Origin of the sequence: Amycolatopsis sp. NPDC051758 (genome assembly GCF_044453095.1) — a bacterium.
Classification (GTDB): Bacteria; Actinomycetota; Actinomycetes; order Mycobacteriales; family Pseudonocardiaceae; genus Amycolatopsis.
Map to the genome: position 1 here is coordinate 309,379 of NZ_JBITCJ010000003.1, position 24,943 is coordinate 334,321.

At 72.9% G+C, this 24,943-nt stretch carries 31 protein-coding genes; 23 read left to right on the forward strand and 8 right to left on the reverse strand.

From position 1 onward, the window contains the following. Positions 1-56: 56 nt before the first annotated feature. On the forward strand, positions 57-1,415 hold the full coding sequence (locus ACIA5G_RS16810) for a DUF2252 domain-containing protein (RefSeq protein WP_395923913.1): 1,359 nt from the start codon (positions 57-59) through the stop codon (positions 1,413-1,415). Here the strand turns inward: ACIA5G_RS16810 and ACIA5G_RS16815 are convergent. Next, positions 1,404-2,291, reverse strand: coding sequence for an FAD-dependent oxidoreductase (locus tag ACIA5G_RS16815; RefSeq protein ID WP_395923915.1), 888 nt, complete (start codon positions 2,289-2,291; stop codon positions 1,404-1,406). The genes ACIA5G_RS16810 and ACIA5G_RS16815 overlap by 12 nt on opposite strands. A 78-nt stretch (positions 2,292-2,369) precedes the next feature. On the opposite strand from ACIA5G_RS16815, the gene ACIA5G_RS16820 reads away from it, so the two are divergent. Further along, entirely contained in the window at positions 2,370-2,936 is a 567-nt protein-coding gene (locus ACIA5G_RS16820; protein ID WP_395923917.1) for a phosphatase PAP2 family protein, read from the forward strand. Here the strand turns inward: ACIA5G_RS16820 and zapE are convergent. Then, entirely contained in the window at positions 2,890-3,909 is a 1,020-nt protein-coding gene (gene zapE, locus ACIA5G_RS16825) for a cell division protein ZapE (RefSeq protein WP_395923919.1), read from the reverse strand. The genes ACIA5G_RS16820 and zapE overlap by 47 nt on opposite strands. A gap of 89 nt (positions 3,910-3,998) precedes the next feature. Between zapE and ACIA5G_RS16830 the strand changes: the two genes are divergently transcribed. From ACIA5G_RS16830 to ACIA5G_RS16880, 11 genes are all read left to right on the forward strand, one after another. Beyond that, positions 3,999-4,739: a pyrimidine reductase family protein gene (locus ACIA5G_RS16830; RefSeq protein WP_395923921.1), complete on the forward strand. Its 741-nt coding sequence runs from the start codon at positions 3,999-4,001 to the stop codon at positions 4,737-4,739. Continuing rightward, positions 4,736-5,293, forward strand: a complete 558-nt coding sequence (locus ACIA5G_RS16835) for an RNA polymerase sigma factor (RefSeq protein WP_395923923.1) — start codon at positions 4,736-4,738, stop codon at positions 5,291-5,293. Before ACIA5G_RS16830 ends, ACIA5G_RS16835 begins: the two co-directional genes overlap by 4 nt. Further along, on the forward strand, positions 5,293-5,706 hold the full coding sequence (locus ACIA5G_RS16840) for an Asp23/Gls24 family envelope stress response protein (protein WP_395923925.1): 414 nt from the start codon (positions 5,293-5,295) through the stop codon (positions 5,704-5,706). Before ACIA5G_RS16835 ends, ACIA5G_RS16840 begins: the two co-directional genes overlap by 1 nt. An 89-nt stretch (positions 5,707-5,795) precedes the next feature. Beyond that, entirely contained in the window at positions 5,796-6,233 is a 438-nt protein-coding gene (locus tag ACIA5G_RS16845) for an Asp23/Gls24 family envelope stress response protein (protein ID WP_395923927.1), read from the forward strand. Further along, entirely contained in the window at positions 6,230-6,478 is a 249-nt protein-coding gene (locus ACIA5G_RS16850; RefSeq protein WP_395923928.1) for a hypothetical protein, read from the forward strand. The genes ACIA5G_RS16845 and ACIA5G_RS16850 overlap by 4 nt, the downstream gene beginning before the upstream one ends. Before the next feature lie 50 nt (positions 6,479-6,528). Then, on the forward strand, positions 6,529-6,705 hold the full coding sequence (locus tag ACIA5G_RS16855; protein ID WP_013224542.1) for a hypothetical protein: 177 nt from the start codon (positions 6,529-6,531) through the stop codon (positions 6,703-6,705). After that, complete coding sequence (locus ACIA5G_RS16860; RefSeq protein WP_395923931.1) at positions 6,702-7,052, forward strand: hypothetical protein; 351 nt, start codon at positions 6,702-6,704, stop codon at positions 7,050-7,052. The genes ACIA5G_RS16855 and ACIA5G_RS16860 overlap by 4 nt, the downstream gene beginning before the upstream one ends. Positions 7,053-7,054: 2 nt before the next feature. Continuing rightward, the gene (locus ACIA5G_RS16865; protein WP_395923933.1) at positions 7,055-7,594 is read left to right on the forward strand and encodes a DUF6286 domain-containing protein; all 540 of its coding nucleotides are present in this window, start codon (positions 7,055-7,057) and stop codon (positions 7,592-7,594) included. Continuing rightward, positions 7,591-8,190: an alkaline shock response membrane anchor protein AmaP gene (locus ACIA5G_RS16870; protein WP_395923934.1), complete on the forward strand. Its 600-nt coding sequence runs from the start codon at positions 7,591-7,593 to the stop codon at positions 8,188-8,190. Before ACIA5G_RS16865 ends, ACIA5G_RS16870 begins: the two co-directional genes overlap by 4 nt. A gap of 27 nt (positions 8,191-8,217) precedes the next feature. Beyond that, the gene (locus ACIA5G_RS16875) at positions 8,218-9,297 is read left to right on the forward strand and encodes an ATP-dependent DNA ligase (protein WP_395923936.1); all 1,080 of its coding nucleotides are present in this window, start codon (positions 8,218-8,220) and stop codon (positions 9,295-9,297) included. 67 nt (positions 9,298-9,364) lie between these two features. Further along, positions 9,365-10,912 (forward strand): alpha/beta hydrolase, encoded by a 1,548-nt coding sequence (locus tag ACIA5G_RS16880; RefSeq protein WP_395924918.1) that lies wholly within the window; start codon positions 9,365-9,367, stop codon positions 10,910-10,912. A 99-nt stretch (positions 10,913-11,011) separates the two neighbouring features. Here ACIA5G_RS16880 and ACIA5G_RS16885 read toward each other — a convergent pair whose 3' ends face one another. After that, positions 11,012-11,254: a DUF2630 family protein gene (locus ACIA5G_RS16885; protein ID WP_003068842.1), complete on the reverse strand. Its 243-nt coding sequence runs from the start codon at positions 11,252-11,254 to the stop codon at positions 11,012-11,014. 85 nt (positions 11,255-11,339) lie between these two features. On the opposite strand from ACIA5G_RS16885, the gene trxA reads away from it, so the two are divergent. Further along, on the forward strand, positions 11,340-11,711 hold the full coding sequence (gene trxA, locus ACIA5G_RS16890) for a thioredoxin (protein ID WP_395923939.1): 372 nt from the start codon (positions 11,340-11,342) through the stop codon (positions 11,709-11,711). Positions 11,712-11,765: 54 nt separating this feature from the next. Here the strand turns inward: trxA and ACIA5G_RS16895 are convergent, their stop codons facing one another. Together ACIA5G_RS16895 and pruA are read right to left on the reverse strand one after the other, a co-directional pair. Further along, positions 11,766-12,695, reverse strand: coding sequence for a proline dehydrogenase family protein (locus ACIA5G_RS16895; protein ID WP_395923941.1), 930 nt, complete (start codon positions 12,693-12,695; stop codon positions 11,766-11,768). An 11-nt stretch (positions 12,696-12,706) separates the two neighbouring features. Beyond that, entirely contained in the window at positions 12,707-14,335 is a 1,629-nt protein-coding gene (pruA, locus tag ACIA5G_RS16900; RefSeq protein ID WP_395923943.1) for an L-glutamate gamma-semialdehyde dehydrogenase, read from the reverse strand. A 112-nt stretch (positions 14,336-14,447) separates the two neighbouring features. On the opposite strand from pruA, the gene ACIA5G_RS16905 reads away from it, so the two are divergent. The 3 genes from ACIA5G_RS16905 to ACIA5G_RS16915 all read left to right on the forward strand — a co-directional run bounded on the left by ACIA5G_RS16905 (position 14,448) and on the right by ACIA5G_RS16915 (position 17,038). After that, positions 14,448-16,001 (forward strand): PucR family transcriptional regulator, encoded by a 1,554-nt coding sequence (locus tag ACIA5G_RS16905; protein WP_395924920.1) that lies wholly within the window; start codon positions 14,448-14,450, stop codon positions 15,999-16,001. Between the two features lie 18 nt (positions 16,002-16,019). Further along, positions 16,020-16,676, forward strand: coding sequence for a maleylpyruvate isomerase N-terminal domain-containing protein (locus ACIA5G_RS16910; protein WP_395923945.1), 657 nt, complete (start codon positions 16,020-16,022; stop codon positions 16,674-16,676). Positions 16,677-16,744: 68 nt separating this feature from the next. Then, positions 16,745-17,038, forward strand: a complete 294-nt coding sequence (locus ACIA5G_RS16915) for a putative quinol monooxygenase (RefSeq protein WP_395923947.1) — start codon at positions 16,745-16,747, stop codon at positions 17,036-17,038. Positions 17,039-17,207: 169 nt separating this feature from the next. Here ACIA5G_RS16915 and ACIA5G_RS16920 read toward each other — a convergent pair whose 3' ends face one another. Together ACIA5G_RS16920 and ACIA5G_RS16925 are read right to left on the reverse strand one after the other, a co-directional pair. Beyond that, on the reverse strand, positions 17,208-18,191 hold the full coding sequence (locus ACIA5G_RS16920; RefSeq protein WP_395923949.1) for an LLM class flavin-dependent oxidoreductase: 984 nt from the start codon (positions 18,189-18,191) through the stop codon (positions 17,208-17,210). Between the two features lie 48 nt (positions 18,192-18,239). Then, positions 18,240-18,632 carry a DUF6221 family protein gene (locus tag ACIA5G_RS16925; RefSeq protein ID WP_395923951.1) on the reverse strand — a complete coding sequence of 131 codons (393 nt, stop codon included), beginning with the start codon at positions 18,630-18,632 and terminating at the stop codon, positions 18,240-18,242. Positions 18,633-18,966: 334 nt separating this feature from the next. Between ACIA5G_RS16925 and ACIA5G_RS16930 the strand changes: the two genes are divergently transcribed. Continuing rightward, entirely contained in the window at positions 18,967-19,590 is a 624-nt protein-coding gene (locus tag ACIA5G_RS16930; protein ID WP_395923953.1) for a hypothetical protein, read from the forward strand. Positions 19,591-19,594: 4 nt separating this feature from the next. Here the strand turns inward: ACIA5G_RS16930 and ACIA5G_RS16935 are convergent, their stop codons facing one another. Next, positions 19,595-20,611: a DNA polymerase domain-containing protein gene (locus ACIA5G_RS16935; protein WP_395923955.1), complete on the reverse strand. Its 1,017-nt coding sequence runs from the start codon at positions 20,609-20,611 to the stop codon at positions 19,595-19,597. A gap of 66 nt (positions 20,612-20,677) precedes the next feature. Here ACIA5G_RS16935 and ACIA5G_RS16940 point away from each other — a divergent pair, with 66 nt between their 5' ends. From ACIA5G_RS16940 to ACIA5G_RS16960, 5 genes are all read left to right on the forward strand, one after another. Continuing rightward, complete coding sequence (locus tag ACIA5G_RS16940; RefSeq protein WP_395923957.1) at positions 20,678-21,352, forward strand: TVP38/TMEM64 family protein; 675 nt, start codon at positions 20,678-20,680, stop codon at positions 21,350-21,352. A gap of 118 nt (positions 21,353-21,470) precedes the next feature. After that, positions 21,471-23,123 (forward strand): protein kinase, encoded by a 1,653-nt coding sequence (locus ACIA5G_RS16945; protein WP_395924922.1) that lies wholly within the window; start codon positions 21,471-21,473, stop codon positions 23,121-23,123. Between the two features lie 54 nt (positions 23,124-23,177). Further along, positions 23,178-23,483, forward strand: a complete 306-nt coding sequence (locus ACIA5G_RS16950) for a hypothetical protein (RefSeq protein ID WP_284745289.1) — start codon at positions 23,178-23,180, stop codon at positions 23,481-23,483. A gap of 19 nt (positions 23,484-23,502) precedes the next feature. Next, on the forward strand, positions 23,503-23,925 hold the full coding sequence (gene msrB / locus ACIA5G_RS16955; protein ID WP_395923959.1) for a peptide-methionine (R)-S-oxide reductase MsrB: 423 nt from the start codon (positions 23,503-23,505) through the stop codon (positions 23,923-23,925). 74 nt (positions 23,926-23,999) lie between these two features. Then, positions 24,000-24,917: a TIGR04222 domain-containing membrane protein gene (locus ACIA5G_RS16960; protein WP_395923961.1), complete on the forward strand. Its 918-nt coding sequence runs from the start codon at positions 24,000-24,002 to the stop codon at positions 24,915-24,917. The last annotated feature ends 26 nt before the right edge of the window (positions 24,918-24,943 follow it).

Consider the following 24,943-nt stretch of genomic DNA (forward strand, 5'->3'; position numbering starts at 1 on the left):
GCGGCATCCGGAGCACAACCGGGAGCAGAACGTCCCCTTCGGACGTTGTGCCGGGTATGGGATCAGGGGAATGGGTGGAGCGGCCGCTGGCCGGCACGGACAGTGTCACCCCGGCCGAGCTGTACGAACAGGGGAAGCGGCTCCGGGAGAAGGCGCCGGTCACCGTGCACGATCACGAGGCCGCCGCGAAGGACCGGCCGAGCCCGAAGCAGTACTTCGAGGCCAGCAACCAGGGGCGGCTGCCGGAGCTGGTCGAGCTGCGCCGGGAACGCATGCTCGTGTCGCCGTTCACCTTCTTCCGCGGGGCGGCCGGGCTGATGGGCGCCGACCTCGCGGGCACACCGGACGCCGGGCTCACCGCGCAGCTCTGCGGGGACGCGCACGCGGCCAACTTCGGGCTCTACGGCACACCCGAAGGCAAGATCGTGATGGACATCAACGACTTCGACGAGACCGTGCCGGGTCCGTGGGAGTGGGACCTCAAGCGGCTCGCCGCCAGTCTGGTGCTCGCCGGCCGTGAAGGCGGCATCGGCGAGGCCGGCTGCCGTGAGGCCGCCGAAGACGCCGTCAAGTCGTACCGCCGGACCATCCGCGCGCTGGCCGAGCTGCCGTTCCTGCGGTCGTGGAACGCGCTGCCGGACTCGTCGGTGCTGTCGAAGGCGCGGGCGGACGAGCTGATCGACGACTTCGCCGACGCCGCCGAGAAGGCCCGCAAGAACGACAGCGCGAAGGTCGTCGCGAAGTGGACCGAGCGGGTCGACGACCACCGCACCGGCCTGGCGCGGCACCGGTTCGTCGAGGACCCGCCGGTGCTGACCCACGTCGACGAGAAGACCGCCGAAGCCGTCGCCACCGGACTGACGTCCTATGTGGACACCCTGCGCGAGTCGCGGCGCACGCTGATTTCGCGGTACCGGATCGCCGACGTCGCCTTCCGCGTGGTCGGCACCGGCAGCGTCGGGCTGCGCAGCTACGTCGCGCTGCTGCACGGAAACGACGACGAAGACCTGGTGCTGCAGGTGAAGCAGGCGCAACCACCCGCGCTGGCGCCGTACCTCGGCCTGCCCGCGGCCGAGCACGAAGGCCGCCGCATCGTCGACGGCGCGCGGCTCGTGCAGGCCGAGACGGACATCCTGCTCGGCTGGACCACGATCGACGGGGTGCCGTTCATCGTCCGGCAGTTCCGGAACCTCAAGGGCGACATCAACCCGGCGGAGCTGGAGAAGGATCACCTCGACGACTACGGCCGGCTGGCCGGGGCGCTGCTCGCGCGGGCCCACACGCGGTCACTGCACCCGAAGCTCCTGTCCGGCTACTTCGCCGACGACTCCGAGCTCGACGAGGCGATGGGCGCGTACGCCCTCCGCTACGCCGACCGGACGGAGGCCGACCACGCCGCCTTCTCAGGGAGCTGACCCGACCAGCTCGGCGACGTCGGCCGCACAGCCCCACGCCAGGGTGATCCCCGCTCCGCCGTGCCCGTAACAGTGCACGACGTCGTCCTTCCGCTCCAGCCGCACCACCGGCCGGAACGGGCGCAGGCCCACCGCGGACCGCAGGATCTCCGCGCCCGCCAGGGCCGGGACCAGCTCGCGGCTGCGGCGCACGATGTCCGCCGTCACGCCCGGGTTGGGTTCGACGTCGCCGCGGCCCGGCTCCTCCGTGCCGCCGCAGACCACGTGGTCGCCGTGCGGGATGACGTACGTGACTCCCGGGCCCGTCTCGTCCACCACGAACTCGCGCAGTCCCGGGTCCGTGAGGTGCACCACCTGGCCGCCGATCGGGACCATCGAGCCGTCGCCCGCCAGGCGGCCCGCGCCGAGGCCCGCCGCGTTGACCACGACGTCCGCGTCGAGGTCCACGAGCGACGTCAGCGACCGGTGTTCGAACCGCACGCCGAGGGCTTCGACGCGCGAGAGCAGCCACGTCAGGTACACCGGGGTGTCGACCAGCGCCGTGGTGAACACCAGCTGGTCACCGGCGCGGACCGGGTCCTCCATCGCGCGGAGCCATTGCGGTTCCGGCTCGCCCGAGGCCAGCAGGACCCGGCCGCGGCGGAAGCGCACACCAGGCGCCTCCTGCGAGCGCAGCACGGCCAGGGTCTCGGCCGTCCAGCGCGCGATCCGCTTGTCCGGGCGGCGCACCGGCGGGTACAGCACCCCGCCCGCCACCGCCGACGTCGACTCCCCCGGGCCGGCCGCCGCGACGACCGTCACCTCGTGTCCCGCACCGGCCAGCCGGTACGCGCAGCTCAGGCCGATGATCCCGGCCCCCGCCACCGTGATGCGCATCCGTTCCTCCGTACAAAACCACTCTCCCCGCATCGTGGCAGACGGGCGCACCACGCGGTCACGGCTACCCTCGCGCGGGTGAGGACGATCCGGGTGCTCGCCGCGGTGTGCGGCCTGCTCGCGCTCCTGCTGGGGCTCCCGTTCGCCGGCGGCAGCACGCCCGGCGCCGTGGACACCGCCGCCGCGACCGCGGTCGCGCACCTCGGCCCCGGCGCGGCGCGGGTCCTGGTGCTGACGACCGAGCCGTACGTCGTGTTCGCGCTGGGTGTCCTCGCCATCGGCCTGTGCCTGCGGGCCGGACGGCGGTTCGAGGCCGGGCTCGCGCTCGCCGGCCCGCTGCTGGCGATCCTGCTGAACGGCTGGCTGCTCAAGCCGGTCTACGACCGCTGGAAGAACGGCACCCTCGTCTACCCGAGCGGGCACACGGTCAGCCTGGTCGCGGTGCTGACGGTGCTGGTGCTGGTCACCCGCAAGGCCTACGTCGTGGTGCTGGCCGCACTGGCGCTGCTCGCGGCCGCGGCCGGCCTGGTCGGGATGGGCTACCACTACCTCACCGACGTCGCCGGCGGCACGCTCTTCGCGATCGCCGTTGTGCTTGTCACGTGGTCGGCGCCGCGTCCCGCGCCAGTGCCGTCAACCGGCTGACCGCGCGCAGGTACTTCTTGCGGTAGCCGCCGTTCACCATCTCCTCGGTGAACAGCGCCGGCAGCGGCTCCCCGGACACCACCACCGGGATCGCCCGGTCGTAGAGCCGGTCGGCGAACGCGACCAGGCGCAGCGCCACGTTCTGGTCCGGCGCCGGGTGGATGTCACGCAGGTGGACACGGGTCACGCCGTCAAGCAGCCGCCCGTACCGCGACGGGTGCAGCGAAGCCAGGTGGTCGCACAGCGCGTCGAAGTCGTCCACAGTGGACCCTTCGTGGGCCGCGACCGACTCCTCGAGGACGTCCGGGGTGACCGGCGGTGGCGCGTCCGGCAGGCCGCGGTGGCGGTAGTCCGGGCCGTCGACGCGCACCACGCCGAACCGGGCCGACAGCGACTGGATCTCGCGCAGGAAGTCTTCGGCGGCGAAGCGGCCTTCGCCGAGCTTCTCCGGCAGCGTGTTCGACGTCGCGGCGATGTACACGCCGGCGTCCATGAGCTCCTGCAGCAGCCGGGTGACCAGCGTGGTGTCCCCCGGGTCGTCCAGCTCGAACTCGTCGATGGCCAGGATCCGGTGCTCGGCCAGCCGCCGCACGGCCTCGGCGAAACCCAGCGCGCCGACCAGGTGGGTCAGCTCGACGAACGTCCCGTACGCCTTGGGTGACGGCGCCGCGTGCCACGTCGAGGCGAGCAGGTGGGTCTTGCCGACACCGAAGCCGCCGTCGAGGTAGAGCCCCATCGGCCCGGCCGGCTCGGCGGACCCGCCGAAGAGCTTGAAGCGCTTCTTCTCCTTGCGCGCGCCCACCTTCGCGGCGAACGCGGAACAGGCCTCGACCGCCGCGGCCTGGCTCGGCTCGTCCGGATTCGGGAGGTAGGTCTCGAACCGGACGGCGTCGAACCGCGGCGGCGGCACCAGCGCGCCGATCAGCTCGTCGGCGCCGAGCTCGGGTCGGCGGTCGGTCAGGTGCGCGGGCATGGTCGCAGAGCCTATCCGCGCCGCACCCCCGTCCGGGCGGGCCTGTCCCCCGGTAGAGACGTGGTTCACGCCCGTGCTGGGATTGTCCCGTGCGGAGCGTGTGGCCCTCTTCGACGGGCGAACTGACCGGGGTGGACCTCGAGGAGATCTACGCCTATCCGGCCGACCTCACCGGCCCGTGGGTGCAGGTCAACTTCGTCGCGTCCGCCGACGGCGCGGTCGAGGTCGACACCACCTCCGCGGGGCTCTCGCACGCCGCCGACCGCGAGGTCTTCCTGCTCGGGCGCGACCTCGCCGACGTGATCCTGGTCGGCGCCGGGACCGCCCGCGCCGAGGACTACCGCGGGGTCGTCGCGGGCGCAAAACGGCTGGAGCGCCGTCGCCGGCTGGGCTTCGACGGGGTCCCGCCGATCGCCGTCGTGACGCGCACCGCCGACCTGGACCCCGCCTCGCGGCTGTTCACCAAGACCGTCGTGCCCCCGATCGTGATCACCACGGAGACCGCCGAGACCGGACCGCTCGAAGCCGCCGGAGCCGAGATCCTGCGGGCCGGGGACACCGACGTCGACGTCCCGCGCGCCCTCGACCTGCTCGCCGCGCGTGGCCTGCGCCGCATCGCCTGTGAAGGCGGGCCGCGGCTGTTCGCCCAGCTCGTCGCCGCCGACCGGGTCGACCAGCTGTGCCTCACCGTCGCGCCGCTGCTCGTGGCCGGGACGGCGGACCGGATCGCCACCGGCGCCGCCCCCGCCGTGCCCCGGCGGCTCGCGCTGGCCTCGATCCTGGTCGAGGACGGCTTCACGCTCCTGCGCTACCGCAGAGCCGCCGGATGAACGACACCGACCTCGTCACGCGGGCCGCGGGTGGTGACGACGCCGCGTTCGGCGTGCTCGTGCGGCGCCACACGCCCCGGATGTACCGCGTCGCGCTGCGGATCACCGGCAGCACGGCCGAGGCCGAGGACGTCGTGCAGGAGTCGTGGCTCGCCGCGTGGCGCGCCCTCCCCGGGTTCCGGCACGAGTCCGCGGTGTCGACCTGGCTCTACCGCGTCGTCACCAACAGCGCGCTCGCCCTGCTGCGCCGCCGCCGGCCCACGATCTCGCTGGACGCACCGGAGCCCGACGGCCAGTCCACTGTGGACAGCGCGCTGCTCGCCGGGGCGGATCCGGGCCCCGAAGGCCGCGTCGTGCGGGCCGAGGAGGTCGACGCGGTGCTGCGCGCGATCGGCCGGCTGGAGCTGTCCCAGCGGGTGCCGCTGGTGCTGCGCGAGCTGGAGGGGCTGAGCTACGAAGAGGTCGCCGAAGTGCTCGACGTGAACGTCGGCGCCTTGCGCTCGCGGCTGCACCGGGCCAGGGTGGCGCTGCTCGCCGAGTTGAGGGGGCGGTGATGACCGAGCCTCAGGACCCCGAGCGGGACCCCCGCTGGGACGCCGTGCGCGCCGCGGCCCGGCGCCGGGTGCCGACCCCGCCCGGCCTGGTCGAACGCGTGCTGCGAGCCGTCGCGCGCGGCCGCCGGACGGCCGTGGAGGTGCCCGGCGAGGAAGGCAGCCTGCGTGTCGCCGAAGCCGTGGTCGGGCGGCTGGCCCACACCATCGCCGCGGACCGGGCGCCCGACGGCGTGCGCGTGTCGGCCGTGGCGGTCGAGGACGACGTCGTGCAGGTGCTGGTGTCGGTCCGGTTCGGCATCACCGCCGACGAGGCCGCCGAAGCGCTCCGGCGGGAGATCACCACCGAGCTGTCCCGCCAGCTCGGTGTCGCCACGACGGTGAACGTGCACGTCGTGGACGTCCACCCCGGCTGACGTTCCCCCGATCGGGGGACCTTGCGTGAGGGTTTCGCGCCGCCGGGCATCGTAAGGGCGAGAGACCGCCGCGAGAGGAGCCTTCACGCATGCATCCGGAACGGACCGAGAGCCCCGGCACGGTGACCCCGCTCAATGAGGAGGGCGCCGCCGGCCGCACCACGATCTCGTCGTTGGTCGTGCAGAAGGTCGCCGGCCTGGCCGCCCGTGAGGTCGCCGGCGTGCACGCGCTGGGCGGCGGCGGGGTGTCGCGGGCGATCGGCGCGCTGCGCGAACGGATCCCCGGGTCCGGCACGGTCACCACCACCGGCGTCTCGGTGGAGGTCGGCGAGAAGCAGACCGCGATCGACCTCGACGTCATCGTCGAGTACGGCGCGCGCATCGCCGACGTCGCCCGCGCGGTGCGGCGCAACGTGATCACCGCGGTCGAGCAGATCACCGGGCTCGAGGTGATCGAGGTGAACATCGCCGTCAACGACATCCACCTGCCGGGCGAGGAAGAGCCCGAATCGACGCGGGTGGAGTGACCGGGCGGGGCGGGCGCGACACCCCGGAGGGCCGGGCGGCCTTCCGGGAGTTCGTGCGCACCCACCACCCCGACGTCGGCGGTGACCCGGCCGAGTTCGCCGCCGGGCTGGCCCGGTTCCGCGCCGGCGCGTCCGAAGTGGACTCCCGCTACGACGCCCCGGTGAGCTTCGTCGTCAACCGCCGCGGGATCGCCGCCCTGGTGGCCCGGTTCCGGCGCCGCCGTCGCCCGCCCCGGGTGCGCTGACCGCGTCACCGGGGCAAGCTTCCCCCGTTCAAGCCGTCCAAGGAGGACATGTGAACGCAACGCAGACCGGGCTCCTGGCCGGGCTCATCCTCGGCCTGGCCGCGACCCAGGGGTTCACCGCGTTCCTGGTGACCCTGGCCGTCGGGATCATCGGCCTGGTCGCCGGCCGGGTCCTCGACGGCGAACTCGACCTCGGCGAGCTCTTCGGGAAGGGCCGCGACAAGTGAGCCGGGTCCTCGACGTGCCGCGGGAACTTGCCGAACCGGCCGAGCGCGGCACGCTCACCATCGGCCACGCGGTGGTGCGCAAGGTCGCGCAGCACGCCGCCGACCAGGTGCCGGGCACCGCGCAGGACGGCAAGAAGGGCTCGAAGGCGAAGGTCGGCGGGCAGGACGACAACGTCGACCTCGCGCTGGACCTCGCCCTGAACTACCCGGCCGCGGTCCGGTCGGTCGTCGGTGACGTGCGCGCCAAGGTCGTCGAAGAGGTGGAGCTGGTCACCGGCTACCACGTGCGGACGCTGGCCGTGACGGTGTCGGCGCTGCTGCCGGACGTGCCGCCGAGGGTGCGGTAGCCGTGCGCCCGTTCGTCCGCATCGTCTCCACCCTGCTCGGCCTGGCCTTCGCCGCCGCCGGGGCGCTGCTGGCGCTCGAGGTCGGCTGGCACTGGTGGCGCCCGGCCGCCGGGCCGCTGGTGGTGCCGTGGCCGCGCTGGCAGGCCGAGCTGACGGCGCTGGGCTGGGACGCCTACGCCGTGCGTGTCGGCGCCGCGGTGCTCGCGGCCGCGGGCCTGGTGCTGCTGGTGTGCGCGCTGGCCGCCGGGAGCCGCGCGATCCGGCTGACCGACCCGGCCGACGAGGTGAGCGTCTCGACGTCACCGCGGTCGCTCGCTCGGCTGGTCGGGCTGACCGTGCGCGCGCAGGACAACGTCGCCGGCGCGACGGTCACCGCGAGCGCCCGGCGGGTCCGCGTCCGCGCGAAGTCCACCCTCGAAACCGAGGGCGAGCTGCGGCCCCGGTTGCTGGCGACGGTGTCCGCGTTGCTCGACGAAGTCCCGCTCGTGCGGCGGCCGAAGGTGTCGGTCGTCGTCGACTCGCCGAAGGACCGCCGCCGATGAGCAAGTCAGTCGCCACGAAGGCGCTTTCCCGGTCGTACACCGGCGAACGCACGCTGACGTTCCTCGTCGGGCTCTTCGCGCTGCTCGGCGGGGCGCTGGCCCTGCTGGTGGGCTTCGGTGTGCTCGGCGAGTTCCGCGGCCGCCGCCCGCTGCTCGACCCGATCGCCGTCGGCTGGCTCGGCGGGCACGCCACCCCGGCCCGGATCGCCGCGATCGTGCTCGGTGTCCTGCTGTTCGTGCTCGGGCTGCGCTGGGCGCTGCGCTCGCTGCGTCCCGAACCGCGCCCGGACCTGGACCTCGACCGCACCGAAGGCGCGGAGCTGGTGGTCACCGCGGCCGCGATCGCCGGCGCGGTCCAGGCCGACGCGGAGCAGCTGGCCGGCGTCAGCCGCGCCCGGGTCCGCGCGGTCGGCTCCCGGACGGCCCCGGCGCTGCGCCTCACCCTGTGGCTGCACGAGGGCACCGACCTCAAGAGCGTCTGGGCGGAGCTGGACGCGCGGGTGCTGACCCGGGCACGCGAGTCGCTCGGCCTCGACGTGCTGCCCGCGGCCGTCCGCCTCGAACTCGACACGAGCCCGGCCAAACGCGTGCGCTGAGCCGCGCTTTTCCGCAGAATGCCCGACATGCCCCTACCGCTGCAGCCGCCGCTGAAGCCGATGCTCGCCAAGCCCGCGAAGGCCATCCCGGACTCCGGCGGCCTGCTGTTCGAGCCGAAGTGGGACGGCTTCCGCTGCATCGTCTTCAAGGACGGCGACGAGCTGTACCTGCAGTCCCGCGCGGAAAAGCCGTTGAACCGGTACTTCCCGGAGGCGGTCGCGCGGCTGCTGGAGATCCTGCCGCCGCGGGTGGTACTGGACGGCGAACTCGTTGTCGCGCGCGACGGGCGGCTGAACTTCGACGCGCTCACCGAGCGGATCCACCCCGCCGAAAGCCGCATCACGCTGCTGGCGGCCGAGCAGCCCGCCGAGTTCGTCGCGTTCGACGTGCTCGCGCTGGACGACGAACTGCTCCTCGAGGAGCCGACGTCGGCCCGCCGCGAACGGCTCGTCGAGCTGGCCGGCGACCGCTTCCCGCTCACCCCGGCGACCACCGACGCGGACACCGCGCGGCACTGGTTCGAGCTGTTCGAAGGCGCCGGCCTCGACGGCGTCATCGGCAAGCCGCTGGACGAGCCGTACACGCCGGGCAAGCGCGTCCTGCACAAGTACAAGCACTTGCGCACCGCGGACTGCGTGCTCGCCGGGCTGCGCTGGCACGTCGACGGCGGCCCCGGTGAGCTCGTCGGGTCGTTCCTGCTCGGCCTGCACGACGACGCGGGTGTGCTGCACCACGTCGGCACCGTCGGGTCGTTCCCGAAGGACCGCCGCCGTGAGCTGGCCGAGGAGCTGGCGCCGCTGGTCACCGACGGCGAAGACCACCCCTGGGGCGGGAAGGCGACCGGGGTCGCGCAGCGGATCCCCGGCGGGATCACCCGCTGGCGCGCCACCGAGCACGAATGGGTGCCGCTGCGGCCCGAGCGGGTGGTCGAGGTCGCTTACGAGAACACCGAAGGCGGCATGCCGTCGCGGTTCCGGCACAACGCGCGGTTCAAGCGGTGGCGCCCCGACCGCGAACCCGCGTCGTGCGACTACACGCAGCTGGAGGAACCGGCCCGCTACGACCTCGACGCCGTCTTCCGCGGCCAGGTGGTGCGGACCCGCTAACCCTCGTCCCACACCGGCCGTGCAAAGCTCGGCGTGCCCTGCCTTGATCGACGTGAGGACTCCGCCCGTGCGCCGCCGCCGTTCCCGTCTCCTGGTCGCGCTGCTCGCCGTGGCCGCCGCCGCGGGGTGCGCCGCCGGGCCGTCGGTCCGGCCGGCGCTGGTCGAGAACGACGGGAAGACGACCGGCAGCACGCCCGCGGGCACCCCGCCGGTGCCGCTGCCGCCGCTGGCCGAACCGCAGTCGCCGTCACTGCGGTGGGGTGACTGCGACGACGACACCCGGCAGCGGATCGGCACCCCCGCCGTCCCGGACACGCTGCACTTCACCTGCGCGCGTGTCACCGCGCCGCTCGACGCGCCCGGCGAGGCCCGGCGCTCGGTGGTGCGGCTGCTCGCGGTGAAGGTCGGCGCCGGGCCGATCCCGCTGGTCGTCGTCAACGACATCGACGGCGAGCCGGGCTCGGTGTACGCCGCACGGCTGGCCGCGGCGCTGCCGCCGGCGTTCCTGGAGAAGTTCTCGCTGATCGGCGTGGACCGGCGCGGGACCGGGCTTTCGGGCGCCGTCCAGTGTGTGCCCGCCGACGTCCGGCACGACCTGATCGACGCCGACCCGGCCCAGGGTGACCTGCAGGGGGTGCTGGACGCGGCGCGCAGGGCCGGCCAGCAGTGCGCGATCGAGCTCGACGACTCGCAGACCGCGTTGGACAGCTGGCGCGGTGCGGGCGACCTCGACGAGCTGCGGAAGCAGCTGGGGATGGAGCGGCTCAACGCGCTCGGCCGCGGTGACGGCTCGAAGGTGCTGTCGGAGTACGCGGTGCGCTTCCCCGGCCAGGTCGGGCGGATGGTGCTCGACGGCGTGCCCGACCCGGGCCCGGACACCGCGGCGGTGCTCGACGCGGTAGCCGCCGGCGCCCAGTCCACCTTGGACGCCTTCGCCGCGGACTGCGCGGCCCGCGGCTGCACCCTAGGCGACCCGAAGGCGGCCCTGGCGGCCGTCACCGACCAGCTGCGGCGCATGGCGCCGTCGACCGACGACGGTGTTGCGTTCGGCCCGGGTGTCGCGATGTACGCCGTCTACTCGGGACTGGCGCAGCGCTCGCGGTGGCCGGAGCTGGCGGACGCGATCACCGCGGCCCGGTCCGGGAACATCACGCCGCTGGCCGCTTTTGCTTCGCCGGTGCTGCAGGACACGCGCGCCCAGCCGTCGCGGATCGACGCGACCATCGCCACCCGCTGCAACGACAGCCAGTCGCGGCTCTCGGCCGACCAGCTCGACCAGGTCGTCGCCGGGATGCGGGCGAAGTACCCGCAGTTCGGCACGGTCGTCGCCCAGCAGCTGGCCTGGTGCGGCCCGTGGCCGGTGCGGACCGAGCCGCTGCCGCCGGCGGGCGCGACGGGCGCCCCGCCGATCCTGGTCACGGCCACCGCGGCGGACCCGGTGACCCCCCAGGTCGGCAGCACCCGCGCGGCCGACCAGATGCCGACCGCGGTGACCCTCACCTGGCAGGGCGCGGGCCACGGCGCGGTCGGCGCGTCGCCGTGCGTCACCGACGCGGCCCGCGCGTTCCTGATCGACGGCAAGGTCCCCGCCGACGGCACCCTCTGCCCCGCGTAACTCGCGTGATCAGAGCCGGAACTCGCGTGATTGAAGCCGTGACTCGCGAGATCCGGCTTCGATCACGCGAGTCACGTGCTCAATCACGCGAGTGACGGGTTACTGGCGGTAGGACTCGACCTCGGAGACCGGGCGGGCCGCGGCGTCGTCCGGGTTCTCGTGGAACTCCGTTTTGGCGCGCCGCTGCCGGAGCAGGTCCCAGCACTGGTCGAGCTGCTGCTCGACCGCGGTGAGGCGATCCTTGTCGCCGCCGCTCAGCCCCACGCCGACCGAGCGCGACCGGAGCTCGTGCTCCTCCGCGATCAGCTCGTCGATCCGGCCCAGGATTTCGCCGTCGGCCATCGTGTTCCTCCTCTTGCTGGTTGCTCGGTGGAGACGCTACCCCGGGCCCGGGAATTCCCGCCGCACCCACTTCGTTGACCAGGGCATGAGCACCGTTGAGCTGACTGCCGAGAACTTCGACCAGACGGTAAACGACAACGAGTTCGTCCTGATCGACTTCTGGGCGAGCTGGTGCGGGCCGTGCCGTCAATTCGCACCGGTCTACGAGAAGGCCTCCGAGAAGCACGAAGACCTCGTGTTCGCGAGCGTCGACACCGAAGCGCAGCAGCAGCTGGCCGCCGCCTTCGACGTCCGCTCCATCCCGACGCTGGCCATCATCCGCGACAAGACGCTGATCTACTCCCAGCCCGGCGCGCTCCCCGAGCCCGCCCTCGAAGAGCTCATCAAGCAGGCTCGCGAGGTCGACATGGCCGAGGTCAAGCGCAAGGCCGCCGAAGCCGAGGCCGAACAGGCCTGACCACCACCACACGACGAAGGCCGCCCCGGGGTCCGGAGCGGCCTTCGTCGTGTCTCAGGACCGGGTGGCGAGCCCGCGCAGGAAGAACGCGAGGTTCGCCGGGCGCTCGGCCAGCCGGCGCATGAAGTAGCCGTACCACTCGTCGCCGTAGGGCACGTAGACGCGCATCCGCGACCCGCCGGCCGCGATCCGCCCCTGCTCCTCCGGGCGGATGCCGTAGAGCATCTGGAACTCGTGGTCGTCGTCCCGGCGCTCGTTCTCGATCACCAGCGCGGCGGCGATCTCGATCATCCGCGGGTCGTGCGACGCCACCATCGGATAGCCCTGGCCCGCCATCAGCACGCGCAGGCAGCGGACGTACGACTTGTCCACTTCGGACTTCTCCTGGAACGCGACCGACTCCGGCTCGGCGTACGCGCCCTTGCACAGCCGCACGCGCGACCCGGGCCCGGACAGCTCCCGGCAGTCCTGCTCGGTGCGCCGCAGGTAGGCCTGCAGCACCGCGCCCACCCACGGGTACTCGCCGCGCAGCTCGCGCAGGATGCCGAGCGTCGAGTCCGTGGTGGTGTGGTCCTCCATGTCGAGCGTCACGGTGGCGCCGACCGCGTCCGCCGCCGCGCAGATCTTCCGCGCGTTCTCCAGCGCGACGTCCTCGCCGTTCGACGGCAAGAACTGGCCCACCGCCGACAGCTTCACCGAGACGTCCGCGCCGTCGGCGAGCCCTTCCGAGGCCAGGGCCGACAGCACGGCTTCGTAGGCCGCGACCGTCGCCGTCGCCTGCGCGGCGTCGGTGGTGTCCTCGCCCAGGTGGTCGAGGGTGATCCGCCGGCCGTCCGCGGCCAGTTCCCTGGCCACGCGGACGGCGTCGGCGGTCTCGGACCCGGCGACGAACCGGCGCACCACGGATCGCGTGGCGGGCACCGCTTCGACGAGCCGCCGGATGCCCTGGGACCGGGCGGCGGCGAGCAACGGAGCGCGCAACATGACGGACCTCCTCAGCCCTGGTGCGGGTAGCGGACGCTGGTCGGCGGGACGAACGTCTCCTTGATGGAGCGCGGGCTCGTCCAGCGCTGCAGGTTGAAGATCGAGCCGGCCTTGTCGTTGGTGCCCGAGGCCCGCGCGCCGCCGAACGGCTGCTGGCCGACGACGGCCCCGGTCGGCTTGTCGTTGACGTAGAAGTTGCCGGCGGCGAACCGCAGCGCCTCGGACGCCTTCGCCACGGCGGTGCGGTCGTTCGCGATGATCGCGCCGGTCAGCGCGTAGGACGCGGTCTCGTCGACGAGCTTCAGCACGGCGTCGAAGTCGCCGTCCTCGTAGACGTGCACCGAGAGGATCGGGCCGAAGTACTCGGTCGAGAAGATCTCGTGCTTCGGGTTGTCGGAGACGAGGATCGTCGGCTGGACGAAGAAGCCGTCTTCGTCGTCGGCGGTGCCACCGGTGAGCACCTCCACCGAGGCGTCCCCCTTGACGCGGTCGAACAGCTCCGCGTGCTTGGTGAACGCGCGCCGGTCGATCACCGCGCCGCCGAAGTGCGACAGGTCGGTGACGTCGCCGTAGGACAGCGCCTCGGTCTCGGCGACCAGGCCGTCCTTGACCTGGTTCCAGACGCTGCGCGGGACGTACGCGCGCGAAGCGGCGGAGCACTTCTGGCCCTGGTACTCGAAAGCGCCGCGGACCATCGCGGTGCGCAGGACGTCGACGTCGGCCGAGGGGTGCGCGACGATGAAGTCCTTGCCGCCGGTCTCGCCGACCAGGCGCGGGTAGGAGCGGTAGCCCGCGATGTTCGCGCCGACCGTGCCCCACAGGTGCTGGAACGTCGCGGTCGAGCCGGTGAAGTGGATGCCGGCCAGGTCGCGGTGGGTCAGGGCGACCTCGGAGACGGCCTTGCCGTCACCCGGCAGCAGGTTGATGACGCCCGGCGGCATGCCGGCCTCTTCGAGCAGCCGCATGGTGAGGTGCGCGGCGAACGACTGCGTCGGCGACGGCTTCCACAGCACGGTGTTGCCCATCAGCGCGGGCGCGGTCGGCAGGTTGCCGGCGATCGCGGTGAAGTTGAACGGCGTGATCGCGTAGACGAAGCCCTCCAGCGGCCGGTGCTCCATCCGGTTCCACACACCCGGCGAGCTGGCCGGCTGCTCGGTGAGGACACGGCGGCCGAACTCGACGTTGAAGCGCCAGAAGTCGGCGAGCTCGCAGGCGGAGTCGATCTCGGCCTGGGTCGCGGTCTTGGACTGGCCGAGCATGGTGGCGGCGTTGAGGGTGGCGCGCCACGGGCCGGTCAGCAGGTCGGCGGCGCGCAGCAGGATCGCGGCGCGGTCGTCGTAGGACAGCGCACGCCACTCCGGCGCGGCCTTCGCGGCCGCGGTGATGGCGTCGGTCGTGTCCTGCTGGGTGGCGCTGTGGATGGTGCCCAGCACGTGACGGTGGTTGTGCGGCTGGACAACGTCGATCTTCTCGCCGCCACCGGGGCGCTGCTCGCCCCCGACGGTGACCGTGAGGTCGACGGGTTCCGCCTGGCCCAGCCGCTTGAGCGCACCCTCGAGCTCCGCGCGCTCAGCGCTGCCCGGCGCATACGTCAGCACCGGCTCGTTCTTCGGGGCGGGGGTCTGGGTCACGGCGTCCACGGCGGCTCCTCTGCTGGCTTACTCCCTGGTGATGCCCCGAACGGTAACTCCGGACACGTCTCGACGGCTTGTTCAACCGGCTAAAATCGATCGGGTGACCTTGGCCGATCGGATAACGTCGTTGCGCCACGTACTGGCCACCCTCGGGGAACCGCTGGTCGAGGTGGTCGTGGCGCCGCACGGCCTGGGCGTCCCGGTCACCGACGTCGTGATCCTCGACCCCGAAGACCCCCTGGAAGCGTCACCCGGCGATCTGGTGCTGGTCATCGGCGCGCGTGGCCGGGCGGCGGCGCCGGCGATCCGCGCGGCCGGGCGCGGCGGCGCGGCCGCGGTGGCGGTCAAGGGCGCGACGGGCGCCGACGTCGCCGCCGACGCGGGCGTCGCGCTGCTCACGGTCGGCACCGAGGCCCGCTGGGAACAGGTGGAGTCGCTGGCCCGCGGGGTTGTCGAAGCGGCCCGCGCGGGTGGCGAGGCGGCCAGCGGCGAGGTGCTCGGCGACCTGTTCGCGCTGGCCCAGACGATCGCGACGCTCACCGGCGGCCTGGTCAGCATCGAGGACACGGCGAACCGCGTGCTCGCGTATTCGCGGGCGGGTGACGAGGTCGACGAGCTGCGGCGGCTGTCGATCCTCGGCCGCGAAGGCCCGGAGCGCTACCTCGCGATGCTCCGCGAATGGGGCGTCTACCAGCGGCTTCGCGCCGGCGAAGGCATTGTCCGGATCGACGAACGACCCGAACTGGGCATCCGCCGGCGCATCGCGGCGGGCATCCACGCGGGCAAGCAGCCGCTGGGCACGATCTGGGTCCAGGAGGGTGCCCAGCCGCTCACCGAACGTGCCGAGACGGCCCTGCTCGGCGCCAGCCGCACGCTCGCGCCGCAGCTGATCCGCGCCCGCACGCTGCCCAGCCCCGAACTGCGGCTGCGCGAAGACCTCCTGGCGAGCCTGCTGGAAGGCCGGCTGGACGCCGAGTCCGTCGCGGACGACATCGGCGCGGACCCGGCCCGGCCGGCGCAGGTGCTGGCGTTTTCCTTGGAGCGTTCGGACAACCGGCAGCTGCGACGCGCCGAGCTCGTGCACCTGATCGCCGTCCACACCGCGGCCTACCGGCGCAGCGCACTGGTGAGCGTGATCGGCGGCCGCGTCTACGCGCTGCTGCCGGACCTGCCCGAGCACTCCGACGCGGCGGTGCTGGCGCTGGCGCGCGAGATCGCGGCCACCGCGCGACGGCACCTGGACGTCCCGGTGCGGGCGGCCCTCGGCGGTGTGGTGCCACGGCTTTCGGACGCCGTCGCCTCTCGGGGTGACGCCGACCGCGTCCTGGTCGCGATGGCGCGCGGGAACTGGGCCGCCGATGTCGCGTCGCTGGCGGACGTCCGCGCCGAGGTCCTGCTCTCGGAAGTCCTGGCCTACCTGGGTGAACAGCCCCGCATCCGCGACCCGCGCCTGACGTCGCTGGTGGCGCACGACGCCGAGCACGGTGGGATCCTGGTGCCGGCGGTGCTGGCCTGGCTCGACGCGTTCGGCGACGTCCGCGCGGCGGCGCGGGCACTGAACATCCACCCCAACACGGTGCGCTACCGCGTCCGCCGCGCCACCGAAGTGTCCGGAGTGGACTTCGCCGATCCCGCGCAGCGCATCCTCACTCAGCTGCAGCTGAGGCTGTGACCCTGCTAGCTTCGCCGGGTGGATCTCTTCTCGCGCACGTGGGCGGCGTTGCGCGCCGCGGTCGCCGCCCTTCCCGACGAAGACTTCGCAAAGCCGTCCGGCTGCCGGGGCTGGCTGGTCCGGGACCTGGTGTGCCACTTGGTGATCGACGCCCAGGACGTCCTGATCACGCTGGTGACTCCCGCTTCCTCGCCGGTGACGCACGACGCGGTGTCGTACTGGGCGGTGTCGGGCTCCTTGCCCTCGGGCGACGACCCGCTGGACGCGCTGATCGTCCGCCTGGCGGCGGCGTACGAGGACCCGGCCCTGCTGAAGTTCCACCTCGACGACGTCGGCGCCGCGGCCGGGCGCGCGGCCGACCTCGCCGACCCGGGGCTGCGGGTGTCGACCCAGGACATGGTCCTCACGGCGGGCGACTACCTGTCGGCGTACGTGCTGGAGTGGACGTTGCACCACCTCGACCTGGTAGCTGGAGTGTCGTCCGTTGCCGGGCCGCCCGCCGAGGGGCTGGCCCGGACGCGGGAAATGCTGGAGAAGATCGCCGGGGCGGTGTTCCCGGAGTCGTTTTCGGACGAGGACGTGCTGCTGGTGGCGACGGGCCGTCGCTCGCCGACGGAAGCGGAGGCGGCGGAGCTGGGTGATCTGGCCGCGCGGCTGCCGTTCGTGCTCGGGTGATCCTTCGCCGCCCGCCGAACCTCCGGCGGCCTACGGTGAGGGGAACCCTTCCCGCAGAAAGGTCCCTGATGCCCGAACTGCAAGTCATCGCCCGGCACACCCTCCCCGCGGGGAAGGCGGCCGACCTGCTGCCGCTGTACCGGCGGCTCGCCGAGGCCAGCCGCGCCGAGCCGGGCAACCTCGCCTTCGAGATCTACCGGGATCTCGACAACGACCACAGCGTCGTCCTGCTCGAGCGGTACACCTCGCCGGAAGCCTTCGAGGAGCACCGGCAGACCCCGCACTTCAGGGAGCTCGTCCTCGAGCAGCTCGTCCCGAACCTCGAACACCGCACCATCGAGTCGTACCAAGCCGCGGACTGACCGGCTCAGCCGGGTGCCCCGTCTGCTCAAGGCTCGAGGCCGACCCGGCAGTCACCCGGAAACCGGGCCGCCGCGGCCGGGAAATACACCAACGGTAATGATCCGACACGATATCGAGACTTCTCGGTGTTGATTCACTGACGCGATGATCGAAGAATTCGCCGGCCACTCACGAAATAGGGACCCGGAGGCCGGCCAGTTCGGCGAGCGCCGCGAAAGAATCGAGCCGCGCGGATTGGTCGTAGGCGGCCGTCGTCGCGAGGACTTCGTCGGCGTCCGCGAGCGCGACGAGCTTCCCCAGCCGGTCCGCCACCTCGGCGGGCGTGCCGGAGATCTGGCCGTCCAGGGTCTCTTCGAGACGGCGTCGCTCCCGGTCGGTCATCGGCAGCGCCAGGATCTCCGCCGGCGGATCCAGCGGCGGGAAGACGCCGTGGGAGCGCGAATACACCGTCGCCCAGGCCTCCGAGACGAGCAGGCGGCGCGCGTCCGCCGCAGTGTCCGCGACGGCGATCGCCGTCGACACCACGACGTACGGCTCCCGCGCCCAATCGCCCGGCCGGAACCCTTCGCGGTAGCGCGTCACGGCTTCGGCCAGCGCCCGCTCCCCGCGTACTGGCGCGATCACCAGCGGCAGCCCGAGCTCGGCGGCGAGGTCCGCGCCGGAGCCGGTGGCCAGCAGGAACGGCGGCACGCGCAGCCCTTCGGCCGGGTACGCGTGGACGCCCGGATAGGCGTGGTCGCCGGTGAAGAACCCGAGGAGCTCCCGCACCTGCGCACCGAAGTCGTCGGCGGCTTCCTTGCCGTGCCCGAGGGCCTCGCGGACGCCGCCGGTGAAGCCGACCGAGCGGCCCAGCCCCATGTCGATCCGGCCGGGGTGCAGCGCATCCAGGACGCCGAACTGCTCGGCGACGACCAGCGGCCGGTGGTTCGGCAGCATCACCCCGCCGGTGCCGACCCGGATGCGGCTCGTCGCGCCGGCGACGGCCGCGGCCAGCACGGTCGGCGCGGACCCGGCGACCCCGGGCACGCCGTGGTGCTCGGAGACCCAGAACCGGTGGTAGCCCAGCCGTTCGACGTCGGCGGCGAAGGCGACGGTGTCCCGCAGCGCCCGCGCGGTGCCGCCGTCGCGCCGGACCGGCGAACGGTCGAGCACGGAAAGCTTCACACCCGGTGCAACGCCCAGGGTGCGCCGGGATTCCCGTCAGGGGCGCCAGCGCTCGCTGTAGTCCGGGTGGTCGGTGTAGGGCAGCGCCAGCAGCCGTAGGGTGAGGCACCAGTTGGAGCCGGCCTCGTCGGCGGGCACGTGGCAGGTCTCACACCAGTATTCGCTGCCGTAGAGCGGAAAACCCGGGACCTTCTCCGACACCGTGGTGCGGTGGGCGAGCAGGATCCGGCGGGTCGCCTCGATCTCGTTGATCATCTGGTTGACGGCGTCGAGGTCGAGGTCGGTCAGCCCGCGGATCTTCTGCTCCACGGCGACCTTCGTCTCGCCCCGGTTCATCGCGTCGCCTGCCTGCGCCTTGTTGACGGCCTGCATGATCAACGCCTGCCGGGCGCCCACGCGCGCGGCCAGGAATGCGATCAGGTCGTCCACGACGGGCCTTCCTCTCGTCGAACCGCCCCCCAGGCATTGTCCCGGTGAGTCGTCGATTCGGGACCGCACGTTACGCCGTCGGGGACCATGATCGTGACGTCGAACGCGGCCGTGCAACATTTGTGACCCGAAAGGCGACAGCACGTGGACGCGCGATCACTCCGCGTTCCGAGCCCGGGTTTTGTCCGGGTCAGGTCGCCGAATTCCGGAGATTCGCGTCTCCCCATGCCGTTGCTCACACGGCGAGGGTGGCGGATATCGATAACCGCCGACCGGTAACAGGCTTCTTGATCAACACGTCCTCAGTGGTCACACACCGTCACTGGAGGCCGCCATGTCCATCCCCACGCCGACCGGCCCGCCGGCGCCGTACTTCCCGCCACCTGCTCCCCCGCCGAAGCGTGGGAAGTGGCCGTGGGTGGTCGGTGCGCTCGTCGCCGTCCCCGCCCTCGCGGTGGGCGTCGTGCTGGCGCTCGCAGTGGGCAAAGCCGCTTCCGGCCCGTGCCTGGACAAGTCCCAGCACGCGCCCTGCGTCGGACCGGGCGGCACCTGGATCTCCGCCGACGGTGACGCCCGGCCACGCGATGCCGCCGCACCGGCTACGACCAGCCCGTCGATCCCGGCTTTCGCCGTGCCGACCACGACGGAACCGCTGCTCCCGGAGCCCACCGCGAAGGACTACTCGGTCGACCTGGCCGTCCAGTCCAAGCAGTGCTTCGGTTCGGCGGGCTGCAACGTGGTCGTCGAGCCCAAGCTCAACGCGCTGGGTGCGAGCACCCTGCTCTGGGAGTGCGACATCACCTACAGCATCTCGGGCGACGAGTCCGGTGAGCTGATCGAGACCGCCTACGCCCAGGGCGGCGCCTCCTACCGCGTCGACCGGACCGTCGTCAGCACCAAGAGCAGCAAGGTCGTGCCGAAGGCGGCCGTGACCTCGGTCAGCTGCCGCAAGCCGTGACGGGTCACTCCGGTCGGGCCTTGCTCGGCTGGACCCGCTTCGGCTCCCCGGGCATCTTCGGATAATCCGGCGGGTACGGCAGCTCCCCCAGCCCGTGGTCCCGCTCGTCCCGGTCGTACCACTCCAGCGCCGTCTCCAGGCCGAACGGCTCGGCGTCCATCGGCGCGTGCAGGTCGCCATGCTCCTTCAGGAACGCCGGGACCGTCAGCACGTCGAAGTCGTCCGCGTCGACCTCGGTGAGCAGGTCCCAGGTCAGGGGCGTGGACACCGTGGCGCGCGGGGTGCCGCGGACCGACCAGCTGGACGCCACCGTGCGGTCGCGGGCCGCCTGGTTGTAGTCCAGGAACACGCGGCCGCCGCGTTCCTCCTTCCACCACGCGATCGTCGCCTTGTCCGGGATCCGCCGCGCAACCTCGCGGCCGAGCGCGATCACCGCGTGGCGCACCTGGATGAAGTCCCACTCCGGGCGGATGCGGACCAGCACGTGCACCCCGCGGCCGCCGGAGGTCTTCGGGTAGCCGGTCAGCCCGGCGTCGGCCAGCACGTCGCGGACCACCTGGGCGACCTCGACCGCGTCGGCGAACCCGGCGCGGTCGGGCGGGTCGACGTCGATGCGCAGCTCGTCCGGGTGGTCGACGTCGGGGCGGCGCACCGGCCACGGGTGGAAGTCGAACGTGCCCAGGTTGGCCGCCCAGGCGAACACGGCAGGCTCGGTCGGGCAGACCTCCGCCGCCTTGCGGCCGGACGGGAAGGTGATCTCGGCCGTCTCGACCCAGTCCGGGGCGCCCTTCGGCACGCGCTTGGCGTAGAACCACTCGCCCTCGACGCCGTCGACGTAGCGCTTCAGCGTGGTCGGCCGCTCGCCGATCGCGCGCAGCAGCGGCGCGCCGACGGTGATGTAATGCTCGACGACCTGGCGCTTGGTGATGCCGCGCTGGGGGAAGTACACCTTGTCCGGGCTCGAGACGCGGACCGTGCGGCCGCCCACCTCGTACTCGACCGGGTCACCGTGCTTGGGCATGCGGCCACGCTAGCGGTGATCGCGCCCCCGGGCTCCCACGAACGCGCCGCCGGTAGGCTCGACCGGGTGTCCGGCCGCACCAAGCTGATCGTCGCGCTCGCCGTGCTCGCCGTCTTCGCGGCGGCCGCGGTGCTGCTGCCGATCCCCGGCCCGGCCGACCTGCGGGCCTGGGCCGCGGCCACCGGCCCGGCGACGCCGCTCGTGCTGCTCGTCGCGTACTCGCTGCTCACCGTGGCGCCGATCCCGCGCACGGTGTTCAACCTCGCCGCCGGCCTGCTCGTGGGCACCGCGGCCGGGATCACGATCGGCCTGGTCGCCACCACCATCGCGGCCGGCCTGTCGTTCGGGCTGGCCCGCCTGCTCGGCCGCGACCTGGTCACCCGGCACCTGCACCGGTCGGCCGTCCGGACCGTCAACGACCGGCTCTCCGGCGGCGGTGTCCTCGCGATCGCCTCCCTGCGGCTGATCCCGCTGGTGCCGTTCGCGCCGTTCAGCTACCTCTGCGGCGTGTCGTCCGTCCGGCTGGTCCCGTACCTGGCCGGTACGCTGCTGGGGAGCGTGCCCGGCACCGTCGCCGTGGTCGTCCTCGGGGACGCGCTGACCGGCGACACGCCGCCCGCGCTGCTCGTCTGCTACGGCGCGTTCGCGCTGGCCGGGGCCATCGGCCTGGTCCGGGTCTTCCGGAAACGGGCGCCCGCGGCACCGGCGCCCGCACCCGAGCCCGCCGGACCGGCTGGCTGACGCGAACAGCACGGGGCCGACCGCTACACTCGATCGGGTGCGCGAACCGGAAACGCGCTGAGCAGGGCCACCACCACCGGGAATTTCGTCAGGAGCAGTCGCCATCGACACCGGTCAGCTGATCGCCGGGCACTACCGCCTCGTCGAGCACATTGGTAGCGGTGCCATGGGGGTGGTCTGGCGCGCCACCGACGTGCGGCTCGAGCGCGACGTCGCGATCAAGCAGATCCTCCCCCAGCCGGGCGTCTCCGAGACCGAACGCGACAACATGCGCCAGCGCGCCATGCGCGAGGCGAAGAACGCGGCCCGGTTCCAGCACCCGAACGCGATCGTGGTGTTCGACATCGCCGAGCACAACGGCGACCCGTGCCTGGTGATGGAGTACCTCAACGGGCCGAGCCTCTCGACCATCCTGTCCGAGCAGGGCACGCTGCCGCTGGGCCGGATCGCCCGGATCGGCGAGCAGGTGGCGTCCGCGCTGGTGGCGGCCCACCGCGCCGGGATCGTCCACCGCGACGTCAAGCCCGGCAACATCCTCATCGACGAGACCGGCACCGCGAAGATCACCGACTTCGGCATCTCGCGCGCGGCCGGCGACATGACGCTGACGGCGACCGGCCTGATCGGCGGCACCCCCGCCTACCTGGCGCCCGAGCTGGCGCGCGGCGCCGACCCGGTGCCCAGCTCCGACGTCTTCGCCCTCGGCGCGACCCTCTACCAGGCGATCGAGGGCACCACGCCGTACGGCAACACCACCAACCAGCTCGCGCTGCTCTACGCGGCGGCGAACGGCCAGATCAACCCGCCGGTGCAGGCCGGCGCGGCCACCGCGCTGCTGATGAGCCTGCTGCGCAGCGAGCCCGGCGAGCGCCCGTCCATGGCCGAGGCCCGCGAGCGGCTCGCCGCGCTGGCCCGGACCGAGCCGGGCGGCATGTCGGCGTCACCGCCGCTGCTCTCCGGTGGCGGGGGCCGCAAGCCCGCCGCGCCGGCCGAGAGCGGTGACCGCCCGCCGTGGCAGCGGACCGACCAGCCCGCGCCGTCGTCACCGCCGGTGGGCACGCCGGTGCCGGCGGGCAAGGCGCCGTCGAACCCGCCGCGCCCGACCGCGGCGTTCATGCCGATGCGGTCCCCGGCCGCCCCGCCGAACACGCCGCCCAGACCGATGCAGGCGGCCGCGCCGACGGCCAGGGCGCCGCAGTACTCGTCGAGCGCCCCGAAGCCGGACAACAAGCGCAAGTACGCGATCTTCGCCGGCGCGGGCGCCGCGGTCGTCGTGATCGCGGTGATCGTGTTCCTGGTGGTCAACTCCGGCGGTGGCGGCACGGGCGGCAACCAGGTCGGCCAGTCGCCGGGCAACCAGCCGAGCGTCTCCGGCACCGCGCCCAGCAAGACCGCGACCAGCGGCACGAACGCGCCGGCCGGTCTCGGCAAGACCCCGTCGGACAGCCCGGTCAGCAACTACTCCGCGGCCGGCGGGCTGATCATCGAGTACTTCAGCGACCCCGCCGCGCACTGGGACATGCTCACCCCCGCCGCCCAGCAGGTCTACGGCGACCAGGCGAGCTACGAGGCCTACTGGGCCGAGAACAAGAAGGCCATCAACGGGCCGACCGTCGCCAGGGCCGACTCGGGCGGGAACGAAGCCGACGGCTCGCTCATCATGAACGTCAACGTCGGCGGCAAGCGGCCGGGTTACCGCCTGGTCAACAGCGGTGGCCGGACGCTGATCGACTCCAGCACGAAGCTCGGCAGCTCGAACTCCGGCTACTGAGACTTAACGCGTCGCTGGTGGGCTGACGAGCGCCGATGGCCTACCGTGGAGGGCATGGCCGACAACGGAGCTTCGCTGCCGGGCCAGAATCCTCGGTTCCACGAGGACCTGGTCGGCCTGGACCCGTACGACCCGGAGGCGCTCGCGTTCGCCGAGCACCTCGACCGGATCGAGCGATCCGGGCCCAACTACACCATCGAAGCCGCGTTGGACGGCGTGTCCGACTTCGCCGATTCCAGCAACCGCCTGGGCGGGCTGCGCTACTGGGTGTCGGCTCTGATCGTGGTCCTCATCGTGCTCGGCGTGATAGTCGCCGCATGGGACATCGTGGTGCACGCCTTGGCGTGGCTCGCGGCGTAACGTGGAACGGGTGAAAGGTATGAAACCCGTTGTCGGAGCCACCCCGCGCGTCGTGAAGTCCGAGCAGGAATGGCGGGAGAAGCTGGGCCCGGAGGAGTACGCCGTGCTCCGCCAGGCCGGCACCGAACGGCCGTTCACCGGTGAGTACACCGACACCAAGACCACCGGCGTCTACGAGTGCCGCGCGTGCGGTGCCGAGCTGTTCCGCAGCGACACGAAGTTCGAGAGCCACTGCGGCTGGCCGTCGTTCTACGACCCCGCCGACTCGGACGCCGTGCTGCTGCGCGAAGACCGCGCCATGGGCATGAAGCGCATCGAGGTCCTCTGCGGCTCCTGCCACAGCCACCTCGGGCACGTCTTCGAGGGTGAGGGCTACCCGACCCCGACCGACCAGCGCTACTGCATCAATTCGATTTCGCTGAAACTGGTACCGCAGTCCTAAATCTCCCTTAAGCCGGCAACCCACCGCCCTTCCTCGGACGTAATCTCCGCACACGGACGAGGGAGGGCGGAGTCATGACCGACACGTGGGGCATTCCCGGACCGGCGTTCGCGGGCCTCTACCTGGGCCTGCTGCTCCTGGTGGCGCTGTACGCCGTCGTGCGCACCGGCCTGCTGCGGCGCGGCCGCTCCGGCGGCGCGCCCGAGCGGACCGAAGAGCTCGCACTGCTGACCGGCGGGCGCTCGCGCGTCGGCGAGGTCGTCATCGCGCGGCTGCTGGAGCGGAAAGTGATCCGGATGGACGGCACCGGACGGCTGAACCGCGTCTCCGGCGCCGCGGCGGACGACCTGGGCCGCGCCGCGCTCGTGCGGATCGCCAAGACCGGCAGCTCGGTCGACCGGGTGCGCAGCGAGGTGTGGCACCACCCGGCCGTGACGGAGCTCGAAGCCGGGCTGGTCGGCCGCGGCCTGCTCACCGACGCCAAAAAACTGCGGCTGACCTGGGTGTTCACGGCCGTCTTGTACTGGGCGCTGTTCGTGCTCGGCGTGGTCCGGCTGATCGCCGGTTCGGCCACCGGGCACCCGACCGGCTTCCTGCTCGGGCTGCTCGTGCTGACGACGGTCGCGGCCATCGTCACCACGGCTTGGGCCGCGAAGACAGCCGAGGTGAAGGCCACCGCCGCCGGCCGGGCGGCAGCCGAAGAGGCGCGCCGGGCCGGGACGCTGGTGGCCGGGCCCACCGGGGCCGTCGCGTCGGGCGGGCTCGGCGGTCACCCCGACAAGGACGTGCGGCTGGCCGTCAGCCGCGCCACGCAGGCGTCGACGGTCCGCTACCGCGGCGCCACCCGCTCGCGCTGGGCGAGCGCCGGGGGCGGCGCCGCGGTCGGTTACTACGGCGGCAGCTCCTGCGGCGGGGGCGGCAGCTCGTGTGGCGGCGGAGGCGGGGGCTGCGGCGGCGGTGGAGGTGGTGGCGGCGGGGGCTGCGGCGGTTGAAACGCCGACACGACCTGCCGCGTCTG